20 protein-coding genes are annotated in these 18,430 nt (G+C 47.1%); 11 read left to right on the top strand and 9 right to left on the bottom strand.

The features are described from left to right. Positions 1–8 precede the first annotated feature (8 nt). Positions 9–332, top strand: coding sequence for a hypothetical protein (locus KNP72_RS02860; protein ID WP_138859049.1), 324 nt, complete (start codon positions 9–11; stop codon positions 330–332). Between the two features lie 123 nt (positions 333–455). After that, on the top strand, positions 456–1,751 hold the full coding sequence (locus KNP72_RS02855; RefSeq protein ID WP_214832052.1) for a methyl-accepting chemotaxis protein: 1,296 nt from the start codon (positions 456–458) through the stop codon (positions 1,749–1,751). Between the two features lie 118 nt (positions 1,752–1,869). Here the strand turns inward: KNP72_RS02855 and KNP72_RS02850 are convergent, their stop codons facing one another. Further along, a complete protein-coding gene (locus KNP72_RS02850) occupies positions 1,870–4,632 on the bottom strand; it encodes an SH3 domain-containing protein (protein ID WP_214832051.1) in 2,763 nt (920 codons plus the stop codon). Positions 4,633–5,160: 528 nt separating this feature from the next. Between KNP72_RS02850 and KNP72_RS02845 the strand changes: the two genes are divergently transcribed. The 6 genes from KNP72_RS02845 to KNP72_RS02820 all read left to right on the top strand — a co-directional run bounded on the left by KNP72_RS02845 (position 5,161) and on the right by KNP72_RS02820 (position 11,009). Then, positions 5,161–6,003 carry a flagellin N-terminal helical domain-containing protein gene (locus tag KNP72_RS02845; RefSeq protein ID WP_214832050.1) on the top strand — a complete coding sequence of 281 codons (843 nt, stop codon included), beginning with the start codon at positions 5,161–5,163 and terminating at the stop codon, positions 6,001–6,003. Between the two features lie 88 nt (positions 6,004–6,091). Next, a complete protein-coding gene (locus KNP72_RS02840; RefSeq protein ID WP_214832048.1) occupies positions 6,092–7,702 on the top strand; it encodes a glycosyltransferase family protein in 1,611 nt (536 codons plus the stop codon). A 531-nt stretch (positions 7,703–8,233) separates the two neighbouring features. After that, positions 8,234–8,590 (top strand): flagellar protein FlaG, encoded by a 357-nt coding sequence (locus KNP72_RS02835; protein ID WP_214832047.1) that lies wholly within the window; start codon positions 8,234–8,236, stop codon positions 8,588–8,590. 12 nt (positions 8,591–8,602) lie between these two features. Then, positions 8,603–10,270, top strand: coding sequence for a flagellar filament capping protein FliD (gene fliD, locus KNP72_RS02830; protein WP_214832046.1), 1,668 nt, complete (start codon positions 8,603–8,605; stop codon positions 10,268–10,270). A 14-nt stretch (positions 10,271–10,284) separates the two neighbouring features. After that, positions 10,285–10,659, top strand: a complete 375-nt coding sequence (gene fliS, locus KNP72_RS02825; protein WP_034803946.1) for a flagellar export chaperone FliS — start codon at positions 10,285–10,287, stop codon at positions 10,657–10,659. Beyond that, positions 10,656–11,009, top strand: coding sequence for a flagellar protein FliT (locus KNP72_RS02820; protein WP_029595022.1), 354 nt, complete (start codon positions 10,656–10,658; stop codon positions 11,007–11,009). The genes fliS and KNP72_RS02820 overlap by 4 nt, the downstream gene beginning before the upstream one ends. A 35-nt stretch (positions 11,010–11,044) precedes the next feature. Here the strand turns inward: KNP72_RS02820 and KNP72_RS02815 are convergent, their stop codons facing one another. Beyond that, positions 11,045–11,422: a DUF3021 family protein gene (locus KNP72_RS02815; RefSeq protein WP_214832045.1), complete on the bottom strand. Its 378-nt coding sequence runs from the start codon at positions 11,420–11,422 to the stop codon at positions 11,045–11,047. A gap of 159 nt (positions 11,423–11,581) precedes the next feature. On the opposite strand from KNP72_RS02815, the gene KNP72_RS02810 reads away from it, so the two are divergent. From KNP72_RS02810 to KNP72_RS02800, 3 genes are all read left to right on the top strand, one after another. Then, positions 11,582–11,767 carry a hypothetical protein gene (locus KNP72_RS02810; RefSeq protein ID WP_214832044.1) on the top strand — a complete coding sequence of 62 codons (186 nt, stop codon included), beginning with the start codon at positions 11,582–11,584 and terminating at the stop codon, positions 11,765–11,767. A gap of 149 nt (positions 11,768–11,916) precedes the next feature. Beyond that, the gene (locus KNP72_RS02805) at positions 11,917–12,546 is read left to right on the top strand and encodes a DUF4352 domain-containing protein (RefSeq protein ID WP_214832043.1); all 630 of its coding nucleotides are present in this window, start codon (positions 11,917–11,919) and stop codon (positions 12,544–12,546) included. Positions 12,547–12,904: 358 nt separating this feature from the next. Continuing rightward, positions 12,905–13,336 (top strand): DUF4352 domain-containing protein, encoded by a 432-nt coding sequence (locus KNP72_RS02800; RefSeq protein WP_251128820.1) that lies wholly within the window; start codon positions 12,905–12,907, stop codon positions 13,334–13,336. A 31-nt stretch (positions 13,337–13,367) separates the two neighbouring features. Here KNP72_RS02800 and KNP72_RS02795 read toward each other — a convergent pair whose 3' ends face one another. The 7 genes from KNP72_RS02795 to KNP72_RS02765 all read right to left on the bottom strand — a co-directional run bounded on the left by KNP72_RS02795 (position 13,368) and on the right by KNP72_RS02765 (position 18,410). Beyond that, positions 13,368–13,868 (bottom strand): DUF1572 family protein, encoded by a 501-nt coding sequence (locus KNP72_RS02795; RefSeq protein WP_214832042.1) that lies wholly within the window; start codon positions 13,866–13,868, stop codon positions 13,368–13,370. Positions 13,869–14,121: 253 nt separating this feature from the next. Next, entirely contained in the window at positions 14,122–14,787 is a 666-nt protein-coding gene (locus tag KNP72_RS02790; protein ID WP_214832041.1) for a DUF2225 domain-containing protein, read from the bottom strand. Positions 14,788–14,796: 9 nt separating this feature from the next. Beyond that, on the bottom strand, positions 14,797–15,240 hold the full coding sequence (locus KNP72_RS02785; RefSeq protein WP_214832039.1) for a YaaR family protein: 444 nt from the start codon (positions 15,238–15,240) through the stop codon (positions 14,797–14,799). Positions 15,241–15,260: 20 nt separating this feature from the next. Then, positions 15,261–16,085: a flagellin N-terminal helical domain-containing protein gene (locus KNP72_RS02780; protein ID WP_214832037.1), complete on the bottom strand. Its 825-nt coding sequence runs from the start codon at positions 16,083–16,085 to the stop codon at positions 15,261–15,263. Further along, positions 16,069–16,449 carry a flagellar export chaperone FliS gene (locus KNP72_RS02775; protein ID WP_214832035.1) on the bottom strand — a complete coding sequence of 127 codons (381 nt, stop codon included), beginning with the start codon at positions 16,447–16,449 and terminating at the stop codon, positions 16,069–16,071. The genes KNP72_RS02780 and KNP72_RS02775 overlap by 17 nt, the downstream gene beginning before the upstream one ends. Then, the gene (locus KNP72_RS02770; RefSeq protein WP_131472867.1) at positions 16,446–16,736 is read right to left on the bottom strand and encodes an EscU/YscU/HrcU family type III secretion system export apparatus switch protein; all 291 of its coding nucleotides are present in this window, start codon (positions 16,734–16,736) and stop codon (positions 16,446–16,448) included. Before KNP72_RS02770 ends, KNP72_RS02775 begins: the two co-directional genes overlap by 4 nt. A gap of 9 nt (positions 16,737–16,745) precedes the next feature. Then, on the bottom strand, positions 16,746–18,410 hold the full coding sequence (locus KNP72_RS02765) for a hypothetical protein (RefSeq protein WP_251128819.1): 1,665 nt from the start codon (positions 18,408–18,410) through the stop codon (positions 16,746–16,748). Between the last annotated feature and the right edge of the window lie 20 nt (positions 18,411–18,430).

The raw sequence follows: 18,430 nt of genomic DNA, 5'->3' as shown, positions 1-18,430 counted from the left end.
TGAGATAAATGGTTCGGAATTTGAAATGGCTCGGGGCCGCCTTTGAGGCGTTTCTCGGCATCCCAGCACTCGGTGGGCTGTTCATCATCAGCATGGGCTACACACCGCTCGGGTTCATGCTCGTGTTCCACATCGTCTTGCTCGTCGTGTCGCTGTCGCGGCTGAAACGGATTTCGGTCGGGGCACTCGTAGGGATCACAGCATCGGTGCTCGGGTTCATCCCGTTCCTTGGCATGATGCTACATTGGGCAGCCGCGATTGCACTCGCAATCGACGCGTTGATGACCCCACGCGAACAGGTGCACATGACAAAAGAAGATGACCGTTTTTAATCAAGACGCTCTCGGTGACGAGGGCGTTTTTTCATTGACCAAAACTTCAACTGAAAACGCTATACAAAAGCTGGAATTCGGACGATATAGTAGGTGATGAATTACACAGAGGAGGAACTCATAGTGAAGCTATTCAAAAACTTTACGACCCAACTGCTCGCATGGATTTTGGTCACATCCTTTATCACGGGCGGAGCGGTCGGCTGGATCACGCTCTTGCTGCTCACAGAGCTTGAGATGGCGAAAGGTCAGGTCATGCTCGTCGGGACGGCCGTGGCGTTGCTCATTTCAGGGATTGGCGGCGCCGTCATCTACTTGATCGCCCGTCGTCCGCTCAAGGCCATCGAATTGGCGTCCGACAAGGCGGTCGAGGTCGGCAACGGCGATTTGACGGTCGTGTTCGCGGACGAGACGACGACAGACCGTTCGGAGATGGGACGTCTGCTCCTCTCGATGGACAACATGGTCGGGCACTTACGGGAGCAAGGGACGAATATGCGTTACACGGCGGACCAGCTCACCGGTTCGGCGCAAGAGATTGCGGCAGCGGTCCAAGAAGGCAATGTCGCCGGCGAGAACATCCGTCAAGCGATGGACGCCTTGAACAAGATGCTCGAGGACAACGTCAGCGCGACGTATAGCTCGATGGACCTACTCGGGGCCGTCGCCCGGACGATGGAGAATATCCGTAACGAGATGGGCTCGGCTCTAAATTCAGCAAGTGAGATGCAACAAGAGGCCGAGAGCGGCAAAGGCCTTGCCTCGTCGTCGGTCGATGCGATGCATGCGATTGCGGGCAAAGTCGAACAGTCATCGACGCTCAACAGCAAGTTGACAGAGATGACAGGCGAAATCTCGCGCATCACGGACGTCATCAGCGACATCTCGGCTCAGACGAACTTGCTCGCCTTGAACGCGTCTATTGAAGCGGCACGCGCCGGGGAACATGGACGCGGCTTCGCGGTCGTTGCGGCCGAGGTTAAGAAGCTCGCTGAACAGACGGCGAACTCGACGCAAGAAATCACGGATTTAATCGTTGACGTGAAACGTTTAGTTGGCGACACGTCGTCTTCGATGGCGAACGTGAAAGCAGAAGTCGAGACGGGCGTCGGTCTCGTCGAGAAGGCGGGAGGCGCCTTCGCGTCGATCCACAACTCGGCGAACGAAGTGTACAGCCACGTCCATTCGGTCGATGCGCTCTTAGATGAGTCGCGCGGTCAAATCGACTCGGTCGTCACGAACTCGGCCGGCATCGTCGGCATGGTCGAAGAGGCGTCACGCTACGCGACGGAAGTCACGTCAGCAGCGAGCCAACAGGCGGCCAGTCTCGGTGAAGTGAACGGCGCGATGACGGAGCTTGTCCGTGTCGCGGAGAGTTTGCAGAATGAGACGGAGCAAGTGAAGGTGTCGAACGTATAACGTGAAATGAGGAGGATTATCTGATTCGAGATAATTCTCCTTATTTTTTATTTGTCGGGTTAGAGTTAGAACAAAAAAGAAGGAGACCGTTATGGCTCCTTCTAGCGTCTGAATGAAATTAATAAATAAAGCGTGGAATATCGAATTCGACAGTGTATTCTTCAAGCAACTTGTAAATCTCATGGATTTTGAACGTTTGCTTGTATGCCCACTCGATATCGGTCGCATATTGATACGTTCCAGGTTTATCTGGATTGAAGCGCATTTTGTACAACGTGTTTTGTTTACGTGTGTTGTTGACGTAACGGTTGCTGATCCATTGACCGCCACCTTTGATGGCTTCGGCAGGTGTGAACCACCCGTTGTCGAAGGCGTATTTTGCACCCCCTGCTGTCGGGTTGGCATCTGTTGCGCCGATTCCATACATGTTATAGACACGTTTGTAACGTGTGCTCGTCGATGTGCTTAACTTCCCGGTCTGATCTACCCAAACTCCTGAAGCGAGGGTAGAAGTTCCGTTCCCCGTCTCAAGGAAAGCATGTGACATGAGATAAATCTCGTTGATGTTATATGACTTGCCCGCATCGATAAAGGCTTGCGCCTGACCAGACAAAATTCCTTTTCCTTGAAGCGTTTTGTTTAAAATCGTAGCTGAAACGTTGGCAGACTTCGAGAGGTCCAAGTATTGGAACGATTCACGTGGTGAATCAAGGGCAGCTTCGAACTTCACGAGACGTGGATCGACTTGGTTCAAAATATCAGACTCCGTCGCTAACCGCCATGTGTTATCGAAGACACGTTCCGATTCGCCGGTTTTCCGCTTGTACGAGATCAAATAGAAGTTGTCTTTCTCACCGAGGACGTTGACGACACTGTTCATGTTAAGGATGCCATATACGTGCGAGTTCGTCGTCGCATCCGCCCGGACATTCAAGGCGTTTGTCGAGACTTTGCCAGTTTGAGTTCCTTCAATCAATTGGATAAACTCTTTTGATACAAAAGCGGCAGTCCCGCGGTATTTATCGGTTTGAGCATTGACGTTCTTTTGGATTTGAACCATGTCGGTCAACTTCAAATCATAGTCGCTGTAGTTCAAAACAACGTTTTTTGTACCAGGTACGGTCTCTGGTACAGTCGGACCAGTATATGGTTTGATATACGAACTATGCACGTATGCTGGTACCAATTTCCCATTCAGTTCAAATTCGATTTGAACCCACGAATCGTTGATTTTCTTGATTACTCCGATGATTTGATTGTGAAGTACCGTACCAATTTGAGTTGAACTTGCATCTGGCGCAGTCCGAACGTTCAAGCTTGGCATTGCAGTGACGACAGCCTCATACGCAATCGTATAGTCTTGCTCGGTTTCAACCGGTTTGCTCGGTGCGACAGGAGCTTTCTCGGTCAAATATTTCTTTGAGACGAAACCGACTTTATTCTCGTACTTGATTTTGTACCAATCACCGTGTGCCGATACGAACTCGACTTTTTTATTGGGCAATAAAGTCACAATGACTTTTCCGCTTAATGAGTTCGAGGCACGCAAATTCAAGTTCGCAGTCGTGTAATAATACTTTTTCGCAGCTGGCGTGACCGGCTTTGCCGGAGCTGGTTTGACTGCTGTCAAATAGCTGCTTGCAACATAGCCGGTTTTTCCGTTGTAAGTGACACGCATCCAATCACCAGACTTCGAGACATAAGTCACTTCTTTGTTTTTTGGAATCGTGAGAAGGATTTTACCAGACCATGATGCCGCACTGCGCAAGTTGAGGTTTTCTTTTGTATTATAAGTGACCTTATTCGAAGGAGCGGCAACTGGTGGCTTAGGCGCTGGTTTCGCAGGGGTCACCGTTTTCGTAGTCACTGAAATGTACGTGGCAGACACGAAACCGGTTTTCGATCCGTACTTGACTTTGTACCAATTTCCAGACTTCGAAATGTATTGAACTTCTTTGTTTTTTGGAATGGTGACGAGCACTTTGCCTTTCGTTGAGGCCGTGCTACGTAAGTTCAAATTTTCTTTGGTCTTATACACTTTTGTCTGCGCCGATGTAGCAGCAGGAGGTTTCGGTGCAGGCGGTTTTGGCGCAGCAGGCTTGATAGGAGCTGGACTGACGGTTTTGTTCGTCACTTTGATATAGCTAGCAGACACAAAACCGGTTTTGGAGCCGTATTTCACCTTAAACCAATTGCCAGACTTCGCGATGTATTGGACTTCTTTGTTTTTCGGGATGGTGACGAGAACTTTTGCTTTCGTCGAGGCCGTGCTACGTAAATTCAAGTTCGCAGTCGTTGCATATACTTGTTTCGTCGTGCTAGATGAAGCGTTGTTTTTTGTGACTGTAGTAGGCTTCGGTGCAGCCGTGGTAGCATTTTTGACGACAGTGTTTTGTACCTTAACGTACTTGGCCGCAACATATCCAGTTTTTGATCCATATTTTACGCGATACCAAGTTCCTGTTTTTGAAAGGTATTGCACCTCTTTATTCTTAGGGATGGTGACAAGGACTCGCGCTTTCAAGTTGGCCGATTGGCGCAAATTCAAGTTATCGGTGACGGTGTACGTCTGCTTGACTTTACTTGCCGATACCGGTGTTGCTGTTGTCATTTTTAAATAGGCGGAAGAAACGTAGCGTTTCGCCCCTTTATAGTTAATCTCAGCCCAAGACCCTTTGACGTTCAATACAGAGACTTTGTTTCCTTTTGTCAACTTTCCAACGATTGGAGATGATGTAGAGGAAGATTGTCGAACATTTAAGATAGATGTATCGACAGTAGCTGTTTTCGATGCGGCATTTACGTCTTGAGTATACATCGTGGCAAACAGCACACCGGATAAAAAGATGGCTGTACTCAAGCGTTTACTTCGTTTGTTCAATGGTTTCCCTCCTTGATTTGAAAACGATAAATAATGAATGTTCGAACCAAGTATAGAGAAAATCGGGAAAGGATTGAAAGGAACAATTTCTAAAATAGGTAAACGATTGTATGATAATTGGGATTTTTATGGTGTTTCAAATATATTTTTTTGAGAGAGATAATTAAAGAACAAATCGCATGATGAAGCGATTTAGTAGAGTAAAAAATGCACCGGAGGTTAGTGGTTAAATGTAGATGAATTAAATAAGAAGTGAAAAGTTCTTGAGAGGCAGAGTTGAAGTGATAGTTAAGCACTCACGATTTTTTTACGAATTCAAGGGGGGAAAAATCAAGTCGATCAAAATGCATCCCACAAAAAGTTTTTTCAAAAAACACTAAACAGAATCTCTGAACTTCCGATATAGAGTATGGAAACGCAAAAACGTTACCAACTAATACAAGGTGAGGGGCCGGCCTAAACCTTGTATGCTCGGACAAATGGATTTGGAAGAGCGGAAAAAACTTAAACCTATGGAGGGAAATTACAATGATTATTAACCACAACCTTAACTCGATGAACGCACACCGTAACATGTCATTCAACACAGCACAAACTGGTAAAGCGATGGAGAAATTGTCTTCAGGTCTTCGCATCAACCGTGCTGGCGACGATGCTGCTGGTCTTGCAATCTCTGAAAAAATGCGCGGACAGATTCGTGGTCTTGATATGGCTTCGAAAAACGCACAAGATGGTATCTCGATGATTCAAACTGCAGAGGGCGGGTTGAATGAAACTCACTCAATCCTTCAACGTATGCGTGAACTCGCTGTGCAGGCAGCTAACGATACAAACGTAGCTGTTGATCGTGGAGCAATCGGAGATGAATTAGCTCAGCTTGGAAAAGAAATTACACGAATTAAAGATAATACGGAGTTTAACGAACAGAAATTGCTTAACGGAACTGCTGGTGTATCTGGAAGTGTCACTTTCCAAGTCGGGGCAAACAATGCTCAAACAATGGCAGTTGATTTTACTACAGCAGGAGTTAACCTCGATACTGTTAACACAGCAGTAGGTTCTCTATCATCAACGAGTGTTGCAACATCAGCTCTTTCTACAGCGTTAGTTAACACAATCTCGACACAAATTGAGACAGTCTCAAAAGGACGTTCCCTTTTAGGTGCAACACAAAACCGTCTCGAGCATACTATCAATAACTTGAGCACTTCTGCTGAAAACCTTCAAGCTGCAGAATCACGTATTCGTGATGTTGATATGGCTAAAGAAATGATGAACTTCACAAAGAACAACATCTTAAATCAAGCTGCTCAAGCAATGATGAGCCAATCTAATCAGCAGCCTCAAGCAGTTCTTCAACTTTTGCGTTAATCTTTTCTATCTTTTCATTAATATTTTCTATCTTATAAAGGTCATGGAGAAACTTCTCCATGACCTTTATTTAAAGGAGTAATTAACTATGAAGAAAATACTAATATGTAGTGGAGTTCCATATCAAAATAAAACAAGGCAAAGGCCACAACATTTAGTAAATATTTTTGAAAGTAAAGGATACTTTATAGACTATATAGGGTTAAATGAAAAAACTGAAATACAGTCTGAAAATTACAAAGTATGGAATACGAAAAAAAATATTCAGCAACTATTCCATGAAATAGATTTATCAATTTATGAATTTATTTGGGTGATGCATCCGTATTTTGGCTTGTTGCTCTCGGACGAAGAATTAGAAAATTATAATGTAATATATGATTCTATAGATTTATGGAATGAATTTAGAAGAACTATTTCAGAAATCAATTTTCCTGAAATTTTACTTAATGCCGAAAGAAGATTAATGAAAAAATGTAAATTTGTATCTGTTAGTGCAATCAAACTAGGTTACATTGCACAACGATACAACAAAAACATAATGTATTTGCCGAATGGAAGTTTTGAACTTGATTATGCAACTGACGAAACGGTTATAAAATCAAATCAGGTAGTGTTTTTCGGATCTGTTTCCTCGTGGATTGATGTAGAAAGTATTGAAAAAATGGCTAGTATGAATCCTAATTTAAATTTTAATATCATCGGACCCAAGGATATTAAATATAGTTTTAAAAATTCTAATATTAAAGAACTTGGAATCATTGATTATTATGAACTCAGTAAATATCTAAAAGTTAGTAAATATGCAATTATTCCTTTTCAAGATACATCTTTATCATCCTCAGTCACACCATTAAAGTATTACGAGTATATTGCCGACAGAAACGTTTTTGTTATTTCGACAGGATTTCCAGATTTACTATATCGTGAACCATCAAGAACTTATTTTTATAAAACCTCCCAAGATGCCGCAATGTTTTTATATTCTCATAATATACAAAATCAACTTGAAAGCATTGACAATGAAGATTTTACTTGGACTAATTGGAATTACATTTTTAAAGATGTTGAAAGAATAGTTGCAAATAAAGCTTCGAATACTAAAAGGTTACCGAATATAAATTGGAATAATTTTAAAGAGTATAAAATGGTGGAGAAATATATTCTTCCTGAAAGTCTTTTTATTGCAAATGAAGCCAAAAGCTTATATGACTACTATCTAAGTCTAACTGAAAAAGAAGATTATAATTTAAAGGATTTTGGTCATGAAATTTTATTATTTGCTTTTTCATCTATAGAGATAAATGACTTCCACACTCTGGTTCAGTTAGTTAACGATTATTTAAAATTACATCAGATAGACCATCTGATTTCATTAAGTAACACTGATGACTACATTCACTTTGTAAAAGTTATATTAAATAAAGAGGTATCAATACAATCATCTATTTACATATCAAGCATTCAATTTGCTATGTATTGTGAACTTGGTGAATTAATACAACTTATTAACTTACATGGTCTGTCTTCCGTAGCATCGTATGCAATAAAAATTCTGATTGAATATTACGAATTTGCTGAAATATTCGAAGAAGCGTTATATCTAGCTGAATATTTATACGTATCTAATCCAACTGAAGAAAATTTAAAAATTTATGGGGACATAAAATTTAAAGAGACGTATACATCAATTTCGTAAAGGAGGACTTAAATAAATATAATACATGTTTATGATCATTTGAAATGTGGAGGAGCAGAAACTAGCATTATCACTTTGCTAGAAGACTTATATAAGGTATAAGGGCGGTTATAATTTATTTCTTGTTACTTTAAGAAAGAGTAACTAAAATAAGAAAACATTTTCATCGGAAACGAATCTTAATTTCGATTTTGTTAATCGACCTTTGATTGAGAGTTTTTAGTGAGGAAAGTGTTGATTGACGGTTTTTTAACTCTAGTATATCTAAGGATCTTATTTATAAAAGACAGTTTTCATTTAGATGAAATAGTTCTAGAAATTAAACAAGTTTTTCAAAATCATTATATCGATATTTTCGATTTGAATATTGAATTGGGGAGAATTAGAAATCGAGAATGAATTATTTAAAATTGTTAATGAAACAAAATATAGAATTACTTCATTCCAATATATAAAAATAAAAACATTAGCCGATGAATAGAGTAGAGAACTATAGCATTTAAATAACTGAGAAAGAAGAGGAACTTACAAATGGTAAACGATATTAAAGAAGTTAGGGTATATTTTCCTTCTTCGGTCTTACCATATGAACCAACAAAAAATATTTTCTTAGACGTTAATCAAAAGTCATTATCCGAAGAAGGTCTAGTTGTTCTTCCAACTCCTCAGCACGTTACTAAACTTGAGGTGGCAATCGAAAAAGCTAATCAGTCATTAGAGTTGCAAAGGACTGGCCTGAAATTTATTAAGCACGAAAAATTAAACGATTACTACATTCAAATTGTAGATACAAATAACGAAGTGATCAGAGAAATTCCTAGTAAGAAATCGCTCGATTTTTTTGCTGCTTTTATGGAATTTAATCGATTATTTGATGAACGTGTATAAGGGGGAGATTGTTTGACAACACCTATTCGTTTTGGTGGACTAGCTAGTGGTATTGATACAGACACTATTATTAAGCAGTTAATGCAAGTTGAACGAGCGCCAGTTGATAAGCTTGAACAAAAAAAGCAGTCGACTGAATGGAAACGTGACGCATATCGTGAAATTAATCGTTCACTTATGACGCTTCGAAATAGTGCGGTGGATCTTATGTTTAGCCGTAATTTTTATGCGAAAACTGCTAGCTCATCTGATGAGTCTCGCGTTTCTGTTGTGGCGGGACCGTCTAGTGGAAATACGGCGATTCGTATCGACTCAGTTAACAACCTAGCAACTGCTGCTACACAAATTGTTGAACCAAAAGATAAAGACGGAAATGCAGTAACAAAAGTGACAAAAGTTGCTGACATGAACTTACAGTCAGCTACTCAAGTGGTTACTTTATCAACTTTAACAAAGGAATGGACTTTGTCACCTAAACCACGTGCAGGTGAAATAGTCGCTCTCAAAGATGCGTCGAACAATCCAATTGATGCGTCTTATGATGAGGCAACAGGTAAAGTAACGATGAATGATGGATCAGACGTTCCAACAGGTACAACGGCTACTTACACATCTGGTTATCAAATTCAAATCCGTTCTGTAGAAGGCGAAGAGTTCAAAACAATTAAAGTGGCGGAAGATGCGACTATGGAAAATCTAGTCACGGCGTTGAATGGAAAAGATTCTGGGATCTCTGCTTTCTTCGAACCGATTTCTGGAAAGCTCTCACTTACACAAAAACAGACAGGAAATAATGCGATTATAGAATTAGATGCAACAACTAAGACTGCTTTTGGAATAGATCCTTTAGCTATACCTGTAAATGGTACTAATGCTAATTTTACAGTGAATGGCATAACTATGTCGCAAAGTTCAAATACAGTTACGATAGACAATATGACGGTTACTTTAAAATCATCCTTTGCGGCAGGGAATCCTGTTACTTTGTCGGCTGCTACAGACACACAAAAAGTTTTTGATAACATCAAAAAATTTGTAGATCAATATAATGAAACAATAGATTTAATGAACAAAAAAGTAAAAGAAGAAAGATATAGATCTTTTAATCCTTTGACGAACGCTCAGAAAGATGAACTTTCTGAAGATGAAATCAAAAAGTGGGAAGATAAAGCAATGAGCGGTTTGCTCAAGAATGACACAATCGTTCGTGGGGCTATGGACGCATTAAGAGGAAAGTGGTCAAGTACGTCCTCTGCTACAAATGACGCAGAAATGAAGCAATTGTTTCAAATTGGACTCTCGACAGGAGCAGACTTTACAAATGGCGGGAAAATTGAGCTGAATGAAGAAAAGCTTAAAGCTGCCATAGAGAAAGACCCAGAACAAGTGTATCAACTCTTCACAAATACTGAGAGCGGGTTACTGTTGCAAATTCGTGATGCTGCAACAAGCTCGCGTACATCTATTACCCGAATTGCAGGAACCGATGGATCCGGAGCTCCAACGTATTCCATGGGCCGAGAGATGGCTCAAATCGACACCCGGATCCAACGTTTAAATGCACTACTTGTTGATAAAGAAAACGCCTATTACCGTCGCTTCGCAGCGATGGAGACGGCGATGAACCAGGCGAACTCGCAAGCCGCCTCACTGCAACAGTTCTTAGGCGGAGGCATGTAAGAGGAGGAATTTAAATGGTAGCCAACCCATATGCAGCATATCAAAACAACGCGGTCACGACCGCGAACCCACAAGAACTGACGCTCATGCTGTACGACGGGGCGCTCAAGTTTATGCGCCTCGCCAAACTCGCCATCGAGCAAGGGAATCCAGATTTGAAGAATAAGAACATCCAAAAGACGCAAGCCATCTTTCAAGAGATGCGCTTGACGTTAAATAAAGATGTTGCCATCTCGGCGAACTTGGACTCGTTGTATGAGTACATGTGGCGTCGTCTCGTCGATGCGAACATCCAAAACGACACAACCATCCTCGACGAAGTGCTCGATTTCACGACCGAGCTCCGCGATACGTGGAAGGAAGCGATGAAACTCGCGAAGCAAGCATGAGACCCATCGATGAAATCATCTTCAAAACACAGCGGTTAAAAGATTTACTGGCGAAAGTGCCTGAGGAACCGACTTATGACACATGGATGGACCAAATCCATGAACTGCTCGACGACCGCGAGCAATTGCTCGCAGCGCACGGACCGGACCTGAAGGATGCTGACCAGACGGTAATCCGTCAACTCGTCGATGACAGTCAACAGATTGCCCGTTTAATCGAAGCCGAGCACCAACGACTCGGGATGACGCTCGGGACGGCACGGCAAGAACGGAAAACCGTCAAGTCATACGTCGATCCATACGAGGACGTCGATTCGAACTTCTCAGGATTGTTCGATCAACAGACATGAAGCAGCTCGAAGGTGCGCCCTCGAGCTGCTTTTATTTATGAGGTTTTGATTTGTTGTCGCACTTTCAAAAGCATTCTGGATAGCGTGAACAAAACCAGCCCGCTCACATTAAACTTCAAGTAAACCATCAGGACATCTCGAAGCGACGACACCGGCAGAAACCCACTGAATATGACGAGCGGTAGAATTGTCACATGCATCGTGGCCCAATGAATCAGAATCTGTTTCGGGAATGACCACCGTCTCACTTCATAGATAACACTCGTCAGACCGAGGAAGAACGCCATCCCGCTATAGACGAGCATCCTATGTACACCTTCCACATTTTCATTCCACCATTGATACATCGCAAGCAACCCAAATAGCATGAACCACTTCACGCCACGAACCAGTCCTGTTTTCAATAAACTCATCTATCTCGTCCTCTCATTCATGTGTTGTCTTTGTATACGATTTGATTTGGAAAAAGTTTCAATAGGGATGTAAGGATGCAAAGACGCCTGTTTTCGTATAAAATCGGGTAAATACCACTGTAACTGTTGCTTCTGTTCTGGAAAGGGGAGGGAAACGAGATGAGTGATAAAAAGGTAAAGCCCAAGTCATCGAAAGATCGTCGTTACTTCGTCTACGGTCCAGAAGGGGCGTACGATGAGTATGTGGAACGTGACCCGAAACTTGAAGCGTACATCGAAGACGATGCGCCAATCGAGGACGGACCCGATCCGTATGAAGAAGAAGACCTCAAATCACGAGGATAAAACATGCGAAGTCAAGGTCCAATTGTGGACCTTGGCTTTTATTTATTCAGGGTGACGACCCTATACGTTTTCTTACACCGGTCAGGCTAAACAATCCAGTATGCTCATCTTATCAACCACCACTCACACGAAAAAAGGAGAGAGTTAAGATGAACATGAAACGATACGGATTGATCCTCGCTTTACCCCTTGCATTGCTTGCAGGCTGCGGAGAAGCCGATGAACTGAAGACGACAGCGACCGAAACGGAGGAAGTCGTAGAGGCAGAGAAGAAGGAGGCACCAGCGGCAGACACAACAGAAGAAGCAGAAGTGCAGGAGAGTGAACTTGGTTCGAACCAAATCTTCATGAAGAACAAGGTGCTCGACATTAAAGAGACGATCGGTTCTGTCAACTTCGCCATCAATAAAGTACAGACGTCCCGACTCACGGTCAACGAGGCTTACCGCGACTCGTTTAACGGGCAAGAAGAAGTGACGGTCGTCGCGATGAATGTCATCGTCGAAAATAAGATTGACGACACTGTCAGTTTCCACCCGAACCAAGCGACGCTCGTGACGAACACAGGGGAACAGGTGTCAGCCGACTTGTGGTTCTCAGATGATGTCGGCGGCGAGTTCCTCGGGAAAGTGAAGAAGGAAGGGAACGTCCTCTTCTTCGTCAAAGCGATGCCGGAAGAGTTAGCGGACGTGAAAGTCGTCATCGATGGACCGTCGGACGCGAACTATGAGTCGATCGGGGAATCGCGCTACGAATATACAATCAACGTCGAGAAATAAACAATGGCCGCTCCAGGGAACTGGTGCGGCCGTTTTATGTCCAGAGTAATACCCAAAAAATTTAACGTTTACCTCGAATGCCCTTTTAAAAATGGGGAATAAGATTTATATAAGTTGGAAAAGTCTTGAGGTAAAGGAGAGGATTGGATTGAAGTCGTACGGATTCATCTTAGCCATTCCCTTGCTTGTGTTAGTCGGATGTGGAGACACGGAGCCATCATCGACTACTACCGAACCTACCAACCAAAGTGAAAGCGTTCCGTCGACAGACAGCCAAAAAGAGACGACAGAAACAGAAACCGTACAACGTGAAAAGTTTGAAGTACAGGAAGATGAGATTGGGCGCAGTCAAATTTACATGAAGAATCGTGATTTAGGCATTGAAGAAACGATTGGGCCAATCATCTTTCAAATCGATAAGGTGCAAACGCTGCGTCTAGAAGTCGCTTCTGATTATCGTTTCTTCTTCGATGATCAAAAAGAAGTGACCATCGTTTCGTTCAATGTCATCGTCGAAAATACGAGTGATGAGACGGTCAGCTTTCATCCAAACCAAGCCAGGCTCGTTACGAACACAGGCGAACAGGTTGATGCTGACCTCGTCATTTCAGAGGATGTAGGCGGAGAATTTTTAGGAAAAGTGAAGAAAGAGGGAGGCGTGCTGTTCCATGTCGAGTCGATGCCTGAAGAACTGACCGAAGTCCGCTTTGTTGTGGAAGGACCATATGATGATCAGTTCCGTAAAATTGCCGAAGAGCGCTATGAATACACGATTGACGTCACCAAATAAGAGAACGTGCATCTTCGCGATGCGCGTTCTCTTATTTACGTTGATGTGGCAACGGGATCGTCAACACGTTCCAGTTCTCACCGGCGAACAGCTTCGCGAGATAGACAATCTGTCCGACGTGATAACTGTAGTGCGACACTTGCTTCTCGATTGCCAAGATGACGGTCTTCTCTTCACCGCGGATGAAGACGGTCTTGCCGAGGTCTTCCGGCGTGAGACCCGAGAGCACGTCGTCCAACAGTTGCCAACGTTCATCCCACGTCGCCATCAGTTCTGCGCGTGACTGGTGCTGGTCCTCGAACTCGGCGTCGCGGTTCCGGTCCGGCTTCTCGCCGTCCGTCGTCAAAAAGTCGGTCCAGCGGGACTTCATATTGTTCGAGATGTGCTGGACGATGACCGCGAGCGAGAGCGTGTCTTTCGCGAGCACGCGATGCATGTCCTCGTCGTTCACTTGCTTCAACGCGTCCTCGGCGAGCTGTTTCTGTTCCTGAAAAATCGAGCGTACCGTTTCGAAATAGCGGGTTTCAAACATGGAATGACCTCCTTTGGATTCCTACTAACCATACCCCAATCTGACCGTGATAAAAATCATTGAGACTGAACCGTGCAAGACGCCACCGCGCAATCGGTTCTTGGATGCCCTGTTTAGGTTTTGACGTGAGTCATGTCGCGTCTATCTCTTTTCGGTTTAAGGATTCACCCATGAAGAGATCCGACCGCGTTTGTCCGTGAGTGGAAGAGCGCGTTTTTTTGTATGCGAAAAGGGAGAGCCGCGGCTCTCCCTTTTAGGCATGTTCGATTCTAAAGTCTTCCCAGTGTGCCCGGGCCTGGGTACGGATCCGCTCCGACACTTCTTTACTTCCTAGCAAGATGCCGTACCAACGCCTCGCGTCCTCATATAGACCGAGTGCGGCCGACAAGTCGGCGATCCGCAACATGAGCTGGTCGTACGGTAGGCCGGTCCGGACTTGGTCCGTGTATGCCTCCTGTACCTCGTTGTACTTATCGAGCGTCCGTTTCATCCATTCCTTCTCGGACGCCTCGTCGCCTGTCAGGCGATACATCCAGACGAGCCGCATGCCGAGCATGGCGACGACGGAGGGTTTCTGGCCGCTCAATTGGGCCGTCACGACGGCGAACTTGTACAGCCGGATGACGTGCTCTGCCGAACGGTCACCGTTGAGCGCCTCGGCGTTGACGCGGTCGAAGTAGCCCGTCTCGAGCGCATCACGATTATTTTTCCGTACCTTGTCGAACGAATCGTGAAAGACGAGGTGACAGTGACTACAGACGGTCGGCTCATAGAAGTATGGGTTGGCGCCATCATACGTCGTATAGCCGTCTTTCGCGACTTCCTGCGGCCGGATATGGCGCGACAGGACGCGCGGCGTCTCGCTCTGTTTCAAACAATACGGACATTTCACTTTTTTCGAAAAGATATGTTCTGCCATCGTCTCACCTCACACGTATACGTTGACGAGCAGGCCGCGAATCTCACCGACTTGGTCGAGGAGCGACAGACGGGACGCCTCGCCCGAGATGACTTGGTCGGTCAAGGCAAGCAGCTTCTGGTCGACCTGTTCGACAATCTTATAAATCTTGGCGCGGCCGCGGCGATTGAAGCCGCGTTTGTCCTCGAGGCGGAGCGCCGCGTCGACGGCGTCCTTCATAAAGTCTTTGATGAGTTGCTTATATTCGGCGAGCGACTCGACCGTCTGGCTCTCGGCGAGGAGCTCGCCTTTCTCGTGGATGGCCGCGATTTGGCGTTGGAAGCGCTCATGCTCGCGGTCCTCCCGTTTCTGGCCGATGACGTTCTGGAACGAGACGCTGGGCTCGGTGTCAGGGCGTTTCGCTTTTCCGGTGCCGTGAAGCGACTGTGTCTCCATGATGCGACGAATGTCCATAGGATCCGTCCTTCCTTAAGTTAGTTCAACAATTGTAGCACGCCTTGCGGCAATGCGTTCGATTGGGCGATCATCGCCATGCCGGACTGGTTCAAGATGTTGAGGCGGGCGAAGTCCATCATCTCGCGTGCCATGTCGGCGTCGCGGATGCGGGACTCGGATGCCGTCAAGTTCTCAGATCCGATCGTGACGACGCTCACGTTCGCCTCGAGTCGGTTTTGGATGGCACCGAGCTTCGAGCGTTCGAGCGAGACCTTTTGAATCGCGGCGTCGAACTTGGCGATGGCGTCATTGGCGCCACCTTGCGTCGTCACATCCAGTCCGTCGATTCCGAGTGCGCCGGCGCGCATGTCGTCGACGTTCAAGACGACACCTTCGCCGCTGCCGGCCCCGAGTTGGAAGAAGAGGGTCTCATTGCCGGCGATAAAGTCACCGTTCATGATTTTCTTCGAGTTGAACTCGGTCGTCTCGGCGATCCGGGTCACTTCAGCCGTGAGGGCCGTGATCTCGTCTTGGATCGCTTTGGCGTCATCACCGCTCAGCGTCCCGTTCGACGCTTGGACCGACAGCTCGCGCATCCGTTGCAGGAGGGCGTGCGTCTCGCTCATCCCGCCTTCGAGCGTCTGTGTGAGCGAGATGCCGTCGAGCGTGTTGCGTTCGGCCATCGACAGCGAGTCGAGGCGGATACGCATCTTCTCTGATATGGCGAGCCCGGCCGCGTCGTCGGACGCCTTGTTGATGCGGACACCGCTCGAGAGGCGGTCCATCGTCTTCTTCATCGTCGCCTGGTTGACCGTGAGCGACGAGTACGCTTTGAGTGCTTGCACGTTATTGGTAATTTTCATAACGGTTTCCTCCTGAAGGTACGGGTTGAAGTCGGGCATTCTCAATCGCCTCGCCCCATGTCTGGTCGAGCTCGGTCGCGAGACCATGAAGCTCCTCGATTTTGTCCATGTCTTGTTCAATCAACGCCTCAAGGCTCGATTTCGCCATATAGAGGTAAAGCTCATCGAGTTGGGCCGAGATGATGCCGCCACCGTCATGGAGTCCTTGATGGAGCTTCGCGAGCAGTTCACGCGCTTGGCGCAAGTGGCGGTTGCGTTCGGCGATCGTCGCCGTCCTGGCTTGTTCATAGTGGTAGACGAGCGCGTGGAGCATCGCTTGGGTCAGCTCTTCCGGGCTCATTTCGTATAGTCGGTTCGAATTCATGATGGGTCTCCTTTGATGGTGTCGAGTTCTTCAATCAGTAATAGCACTTCGGCCATGACGTCATACAGTTGGGGCGGAATCGCGTCCCCGAGGTCGAGGTCGAGCAGGTGGCCAAGGAGCGAATGGTCATGCTCGATGGCGACGCCGCGTGATCTCGCCTCATCTAAGATTTTATCGGCGACGGCGCCCGTTCCGCGGGCGACAACGACCGGAGCGCGGTCAATCGTCTCATCATAGCGGACGACGGCGGCCGTCTTGCGTTTCGTCAAATCCATGCGTTGATACATAACAGCCTCCTAGATGCGGAAATCATAGCCGGTCGTCTCGAGCGTAGGACGCTCGGTCTCCGGTCGGTCCGCCTTCGTCAATGGGCGGAACTGGGTTGTGACACTGCGATAACCGATCGCCTCGAGCGTTGTCTCGATCTTGCCGAGTAGGGGACGCGCGAGTGCTTCGACGGTCGGGTCATCGTGTTCAAGCGTGAGCCGGAGATTCCGGTCGATCGCTTCGAGCTTGACGCCAATCTCTCCGAGTCGCGGTGTCTCGAGTCGGATATAGAGCACGCTGTTCTCCCAGTCGACGACATCCCCGGTCTCACGGTTTTGGATATGGACGTGAATGCCGGTGTCGATCTCTTGGACTTTCGCCGGCAAGGCGAGGATGAGCTGCTGGAGCTGCCCGCCGTCGAGCCGGTTCAATGTCTGCTGGACTTGGAAGAACGAGGCGAGCCGTTGCGCCTCGGGTGTCGCCGCGTCGGCTTTCAATGACAACGTCGATGCCTGGACGCGCTGCGCCGTCTCTTGGATGACGCGGCCCGATAGGTTCGGGTCGACTTTGAACGGCGTGACGCGTGGCAATTCACCTGCGCGGGTCGCCTGTTGCGGAATATATTCGAGACGAACGTGATTCGGCACGTAACGGAACTCGTTCAGGCTGGCGCGTACTTCTTTGATGAGCGCGGCGCTCTCGGCCGGTTTCGTCGAAAGCAGGCCGAGGGCGACGTCGAGCTTCGCCGTCATTGCGACGAGCGCCTTCTCATGGGTCGCACTCGTATGTAACAAGGCGTCCGTCTTTTGAATGAGCTGCGTCAAGCGGGTCGATACCGTCTCGAGTGCGGGACGTGCCTGATGCGGGTTCGTCTCGACGAGGGCGGCGACTTGGCCGAGCTGTTTCGTCACTGTCACTTGTTCGCTTCGGAACGTGTTCGTTACGGTCGCGAGATGCGTCGTCACTTCCTTGACGAGCACCGGACGTCCGAGGACGGGCGGTAACGCCTCACGTGGTTCGATTCGTGTCGGGTGCGGCTCCGGCAACTCGTTGATGAGCCGATCGACCGTCTCCGGTGTCGGCGTCATGCGCTCGCTGACGGGGCGTGACAGATTGACGTGCTCGATGAACCGTTCTTTCTGCGGGTACGGCGCGTCAGGTGGCGGTGGTTTCATTTGTTGTCTCGCTTCATCTAATGACGCGACGGCGAGGTCGCGCGCGACATCACGCGGTAGCGTCGGCGCCTCGACCGTCTTCAGCCAGAGGACGGCATCGCGCAAGTCGCCTTTGAAGACGGTCTCGAGCAGACGCACCGTGTCCTCGTTCATCGGCAACCGTCCCGATTGGAGCAAACGGCTGACGGCGCTCCGGACCTCGGGCGGGAGCGATGCGAGCAACGCCTGAATCTTCGTATCGAGTTTCACCGGTTGGCCGCTCGGTATATCCGGCGTCTCCGGTTCGGGCTTGACGACGATTGTCGCGATGAGCTGGCCATCTTGTTCGGCGAGCGTCAGTTGGAACGGGTTCGTCTTCGGGAGCCCGCCCTCGAACGTGACCTCGACGTGCTCGCCGTTGATTTTGACGATCCCGGAGTCGGGTCCGGTCTGTTTGACGAGCTCGGCTTTATAGATGCGATTCGTCTGGATGCCGGCTGTGACCGCGACGGCCGCGGTCATGGGAGCTTGGATTTGCATAGTTGTCACCTCGATCAATA

This window comes from Exiguobacterium sp. s152 (assembly GCF_018618335.1).
GTDB classification, from domain to species: domain Bacteria; phylum Bacillota; class Bacilli; order Exiguobacteriales; family Exiguobacteriaceae; genus Exiguobacterium; species Exiguobacterium chiriqhucha.
The sequence above is the reverse complement of the archived record's forward strand: the minus strand, read 5'-3'. Positions and strand labels throughout refer to the sequence as shown.

Coding starts and splice junctions, on each gene's coding strand:
- KNP72_RS02860 (WP_138859049.1), top strand. CDS start 9: ATGGTTCGGAATTTGAAATGGCTCGGGGCCGCCTTTGAGGCGTTTCTC.
- KNP72_RS02845 (WP_214832050.1), top strand. CDS start 5,161: ATGATTATTAACCACAACCTTAACTCGATGAACGCACACCGTAACATG.
- KNP72_RS02840 (WP_214832048.1), top strand. CDS start 6,092: ATGAAGAAAATACTAATATGTAGTGGAGTTCCATATCAAAATAAAACA.
- KNP72_RS02835 (WP_214832047.1), top strand. CDS start 8,234: ATGGTAAACGATATTAAAGAAGTTAGGGTATATTTTCCTTCTTCGGTC.
- fliS (WP_034803946.1), top strand. CDS start 10,285: ATGGTAGCCAACCCATATGCAGCATATCAAAACAACGCGGTCACGACC.
- KNP72_RS02820 (WP_029595022.1), top strand. CDS start 10,656: ATGAGACCCATCGATGAAATCATCTTCAAAACACAGCGGTTAAAAGAT.
- KNP72_RS02815 (WP_214832045.1), bottom strand. CDS start 11,422: ATGAGTTTATTGAAAACAGGACTGGTTCGTGGCGTGAAGTGGTTCATG.
- KNP72_RS02810 (WP_214832044.1), top strand. CDS start 11,582: ATGAGTGATAAAAAGGTAAAGCCCAAGTCATCGAAAGATCGTCGTTAC.
- KNP72_RS02805 (WP_214832043.1), top strand. CDS start 11,917: ATGAACATGAAACGATACGGATTGATCCTCGCTTTACCCCTTGCATTG.
- KNP72_RS02800 (WP_251128820.1), top strand. CDS start 12,905: ATGAAGAATCGTGATTTAGGCATTGAAGAAACGATTGGGCCAATCATC.
- KNP72_RS02795 (WP_214832042.1), bottom strand. CDS start 13,868: ATGTTTGAAACCCGCTATTTCGAAACGGTACGCTCGATTTTTCAGGAA.
- KNP72_RS02790 (WP_214832041.1), bottom strand. CDS start 14,787: ATGGCAGAACATATCTTTTCGAAAAAAGTGAAATGTCCGTATTGTTTG.
- KNP72_RS02785 (WP_214832039.1), bottom strand. CDS start 15,240: ATGGACATTCGTCGCATCATGGAGACACAGTCGCTTCACGGCACCGGA.
- KNP72_RS02780 (WP_214832037.1), bottom strand. CDS start 16,085: ATGAAAATTACCAATAACGTGCAAGCACTCAAAGCGTACTCGTCGCTC.
- KNP72_RS02775 (WP_214832035.1), bottom strand. CDS start 16,449: ATGAATTCGAACCGACTATACGAAATGAGCCCGGAAGAGCTGACCCAA.
- KNP72_RS02770 (WP_131472867.1), bottom strand. CDS start 16,736: ATGTATCAACGCATGGATTTGACGAAACGCAAGACGGCCGCCGTCGTC.
- KNP72_RS02765 (WP_251128819.1), bottom strand. CDS start 18,410: ATGCAAATCCAAGCTCCCATGACCGCGGCCGTCGCGGTCACAGCCGGC.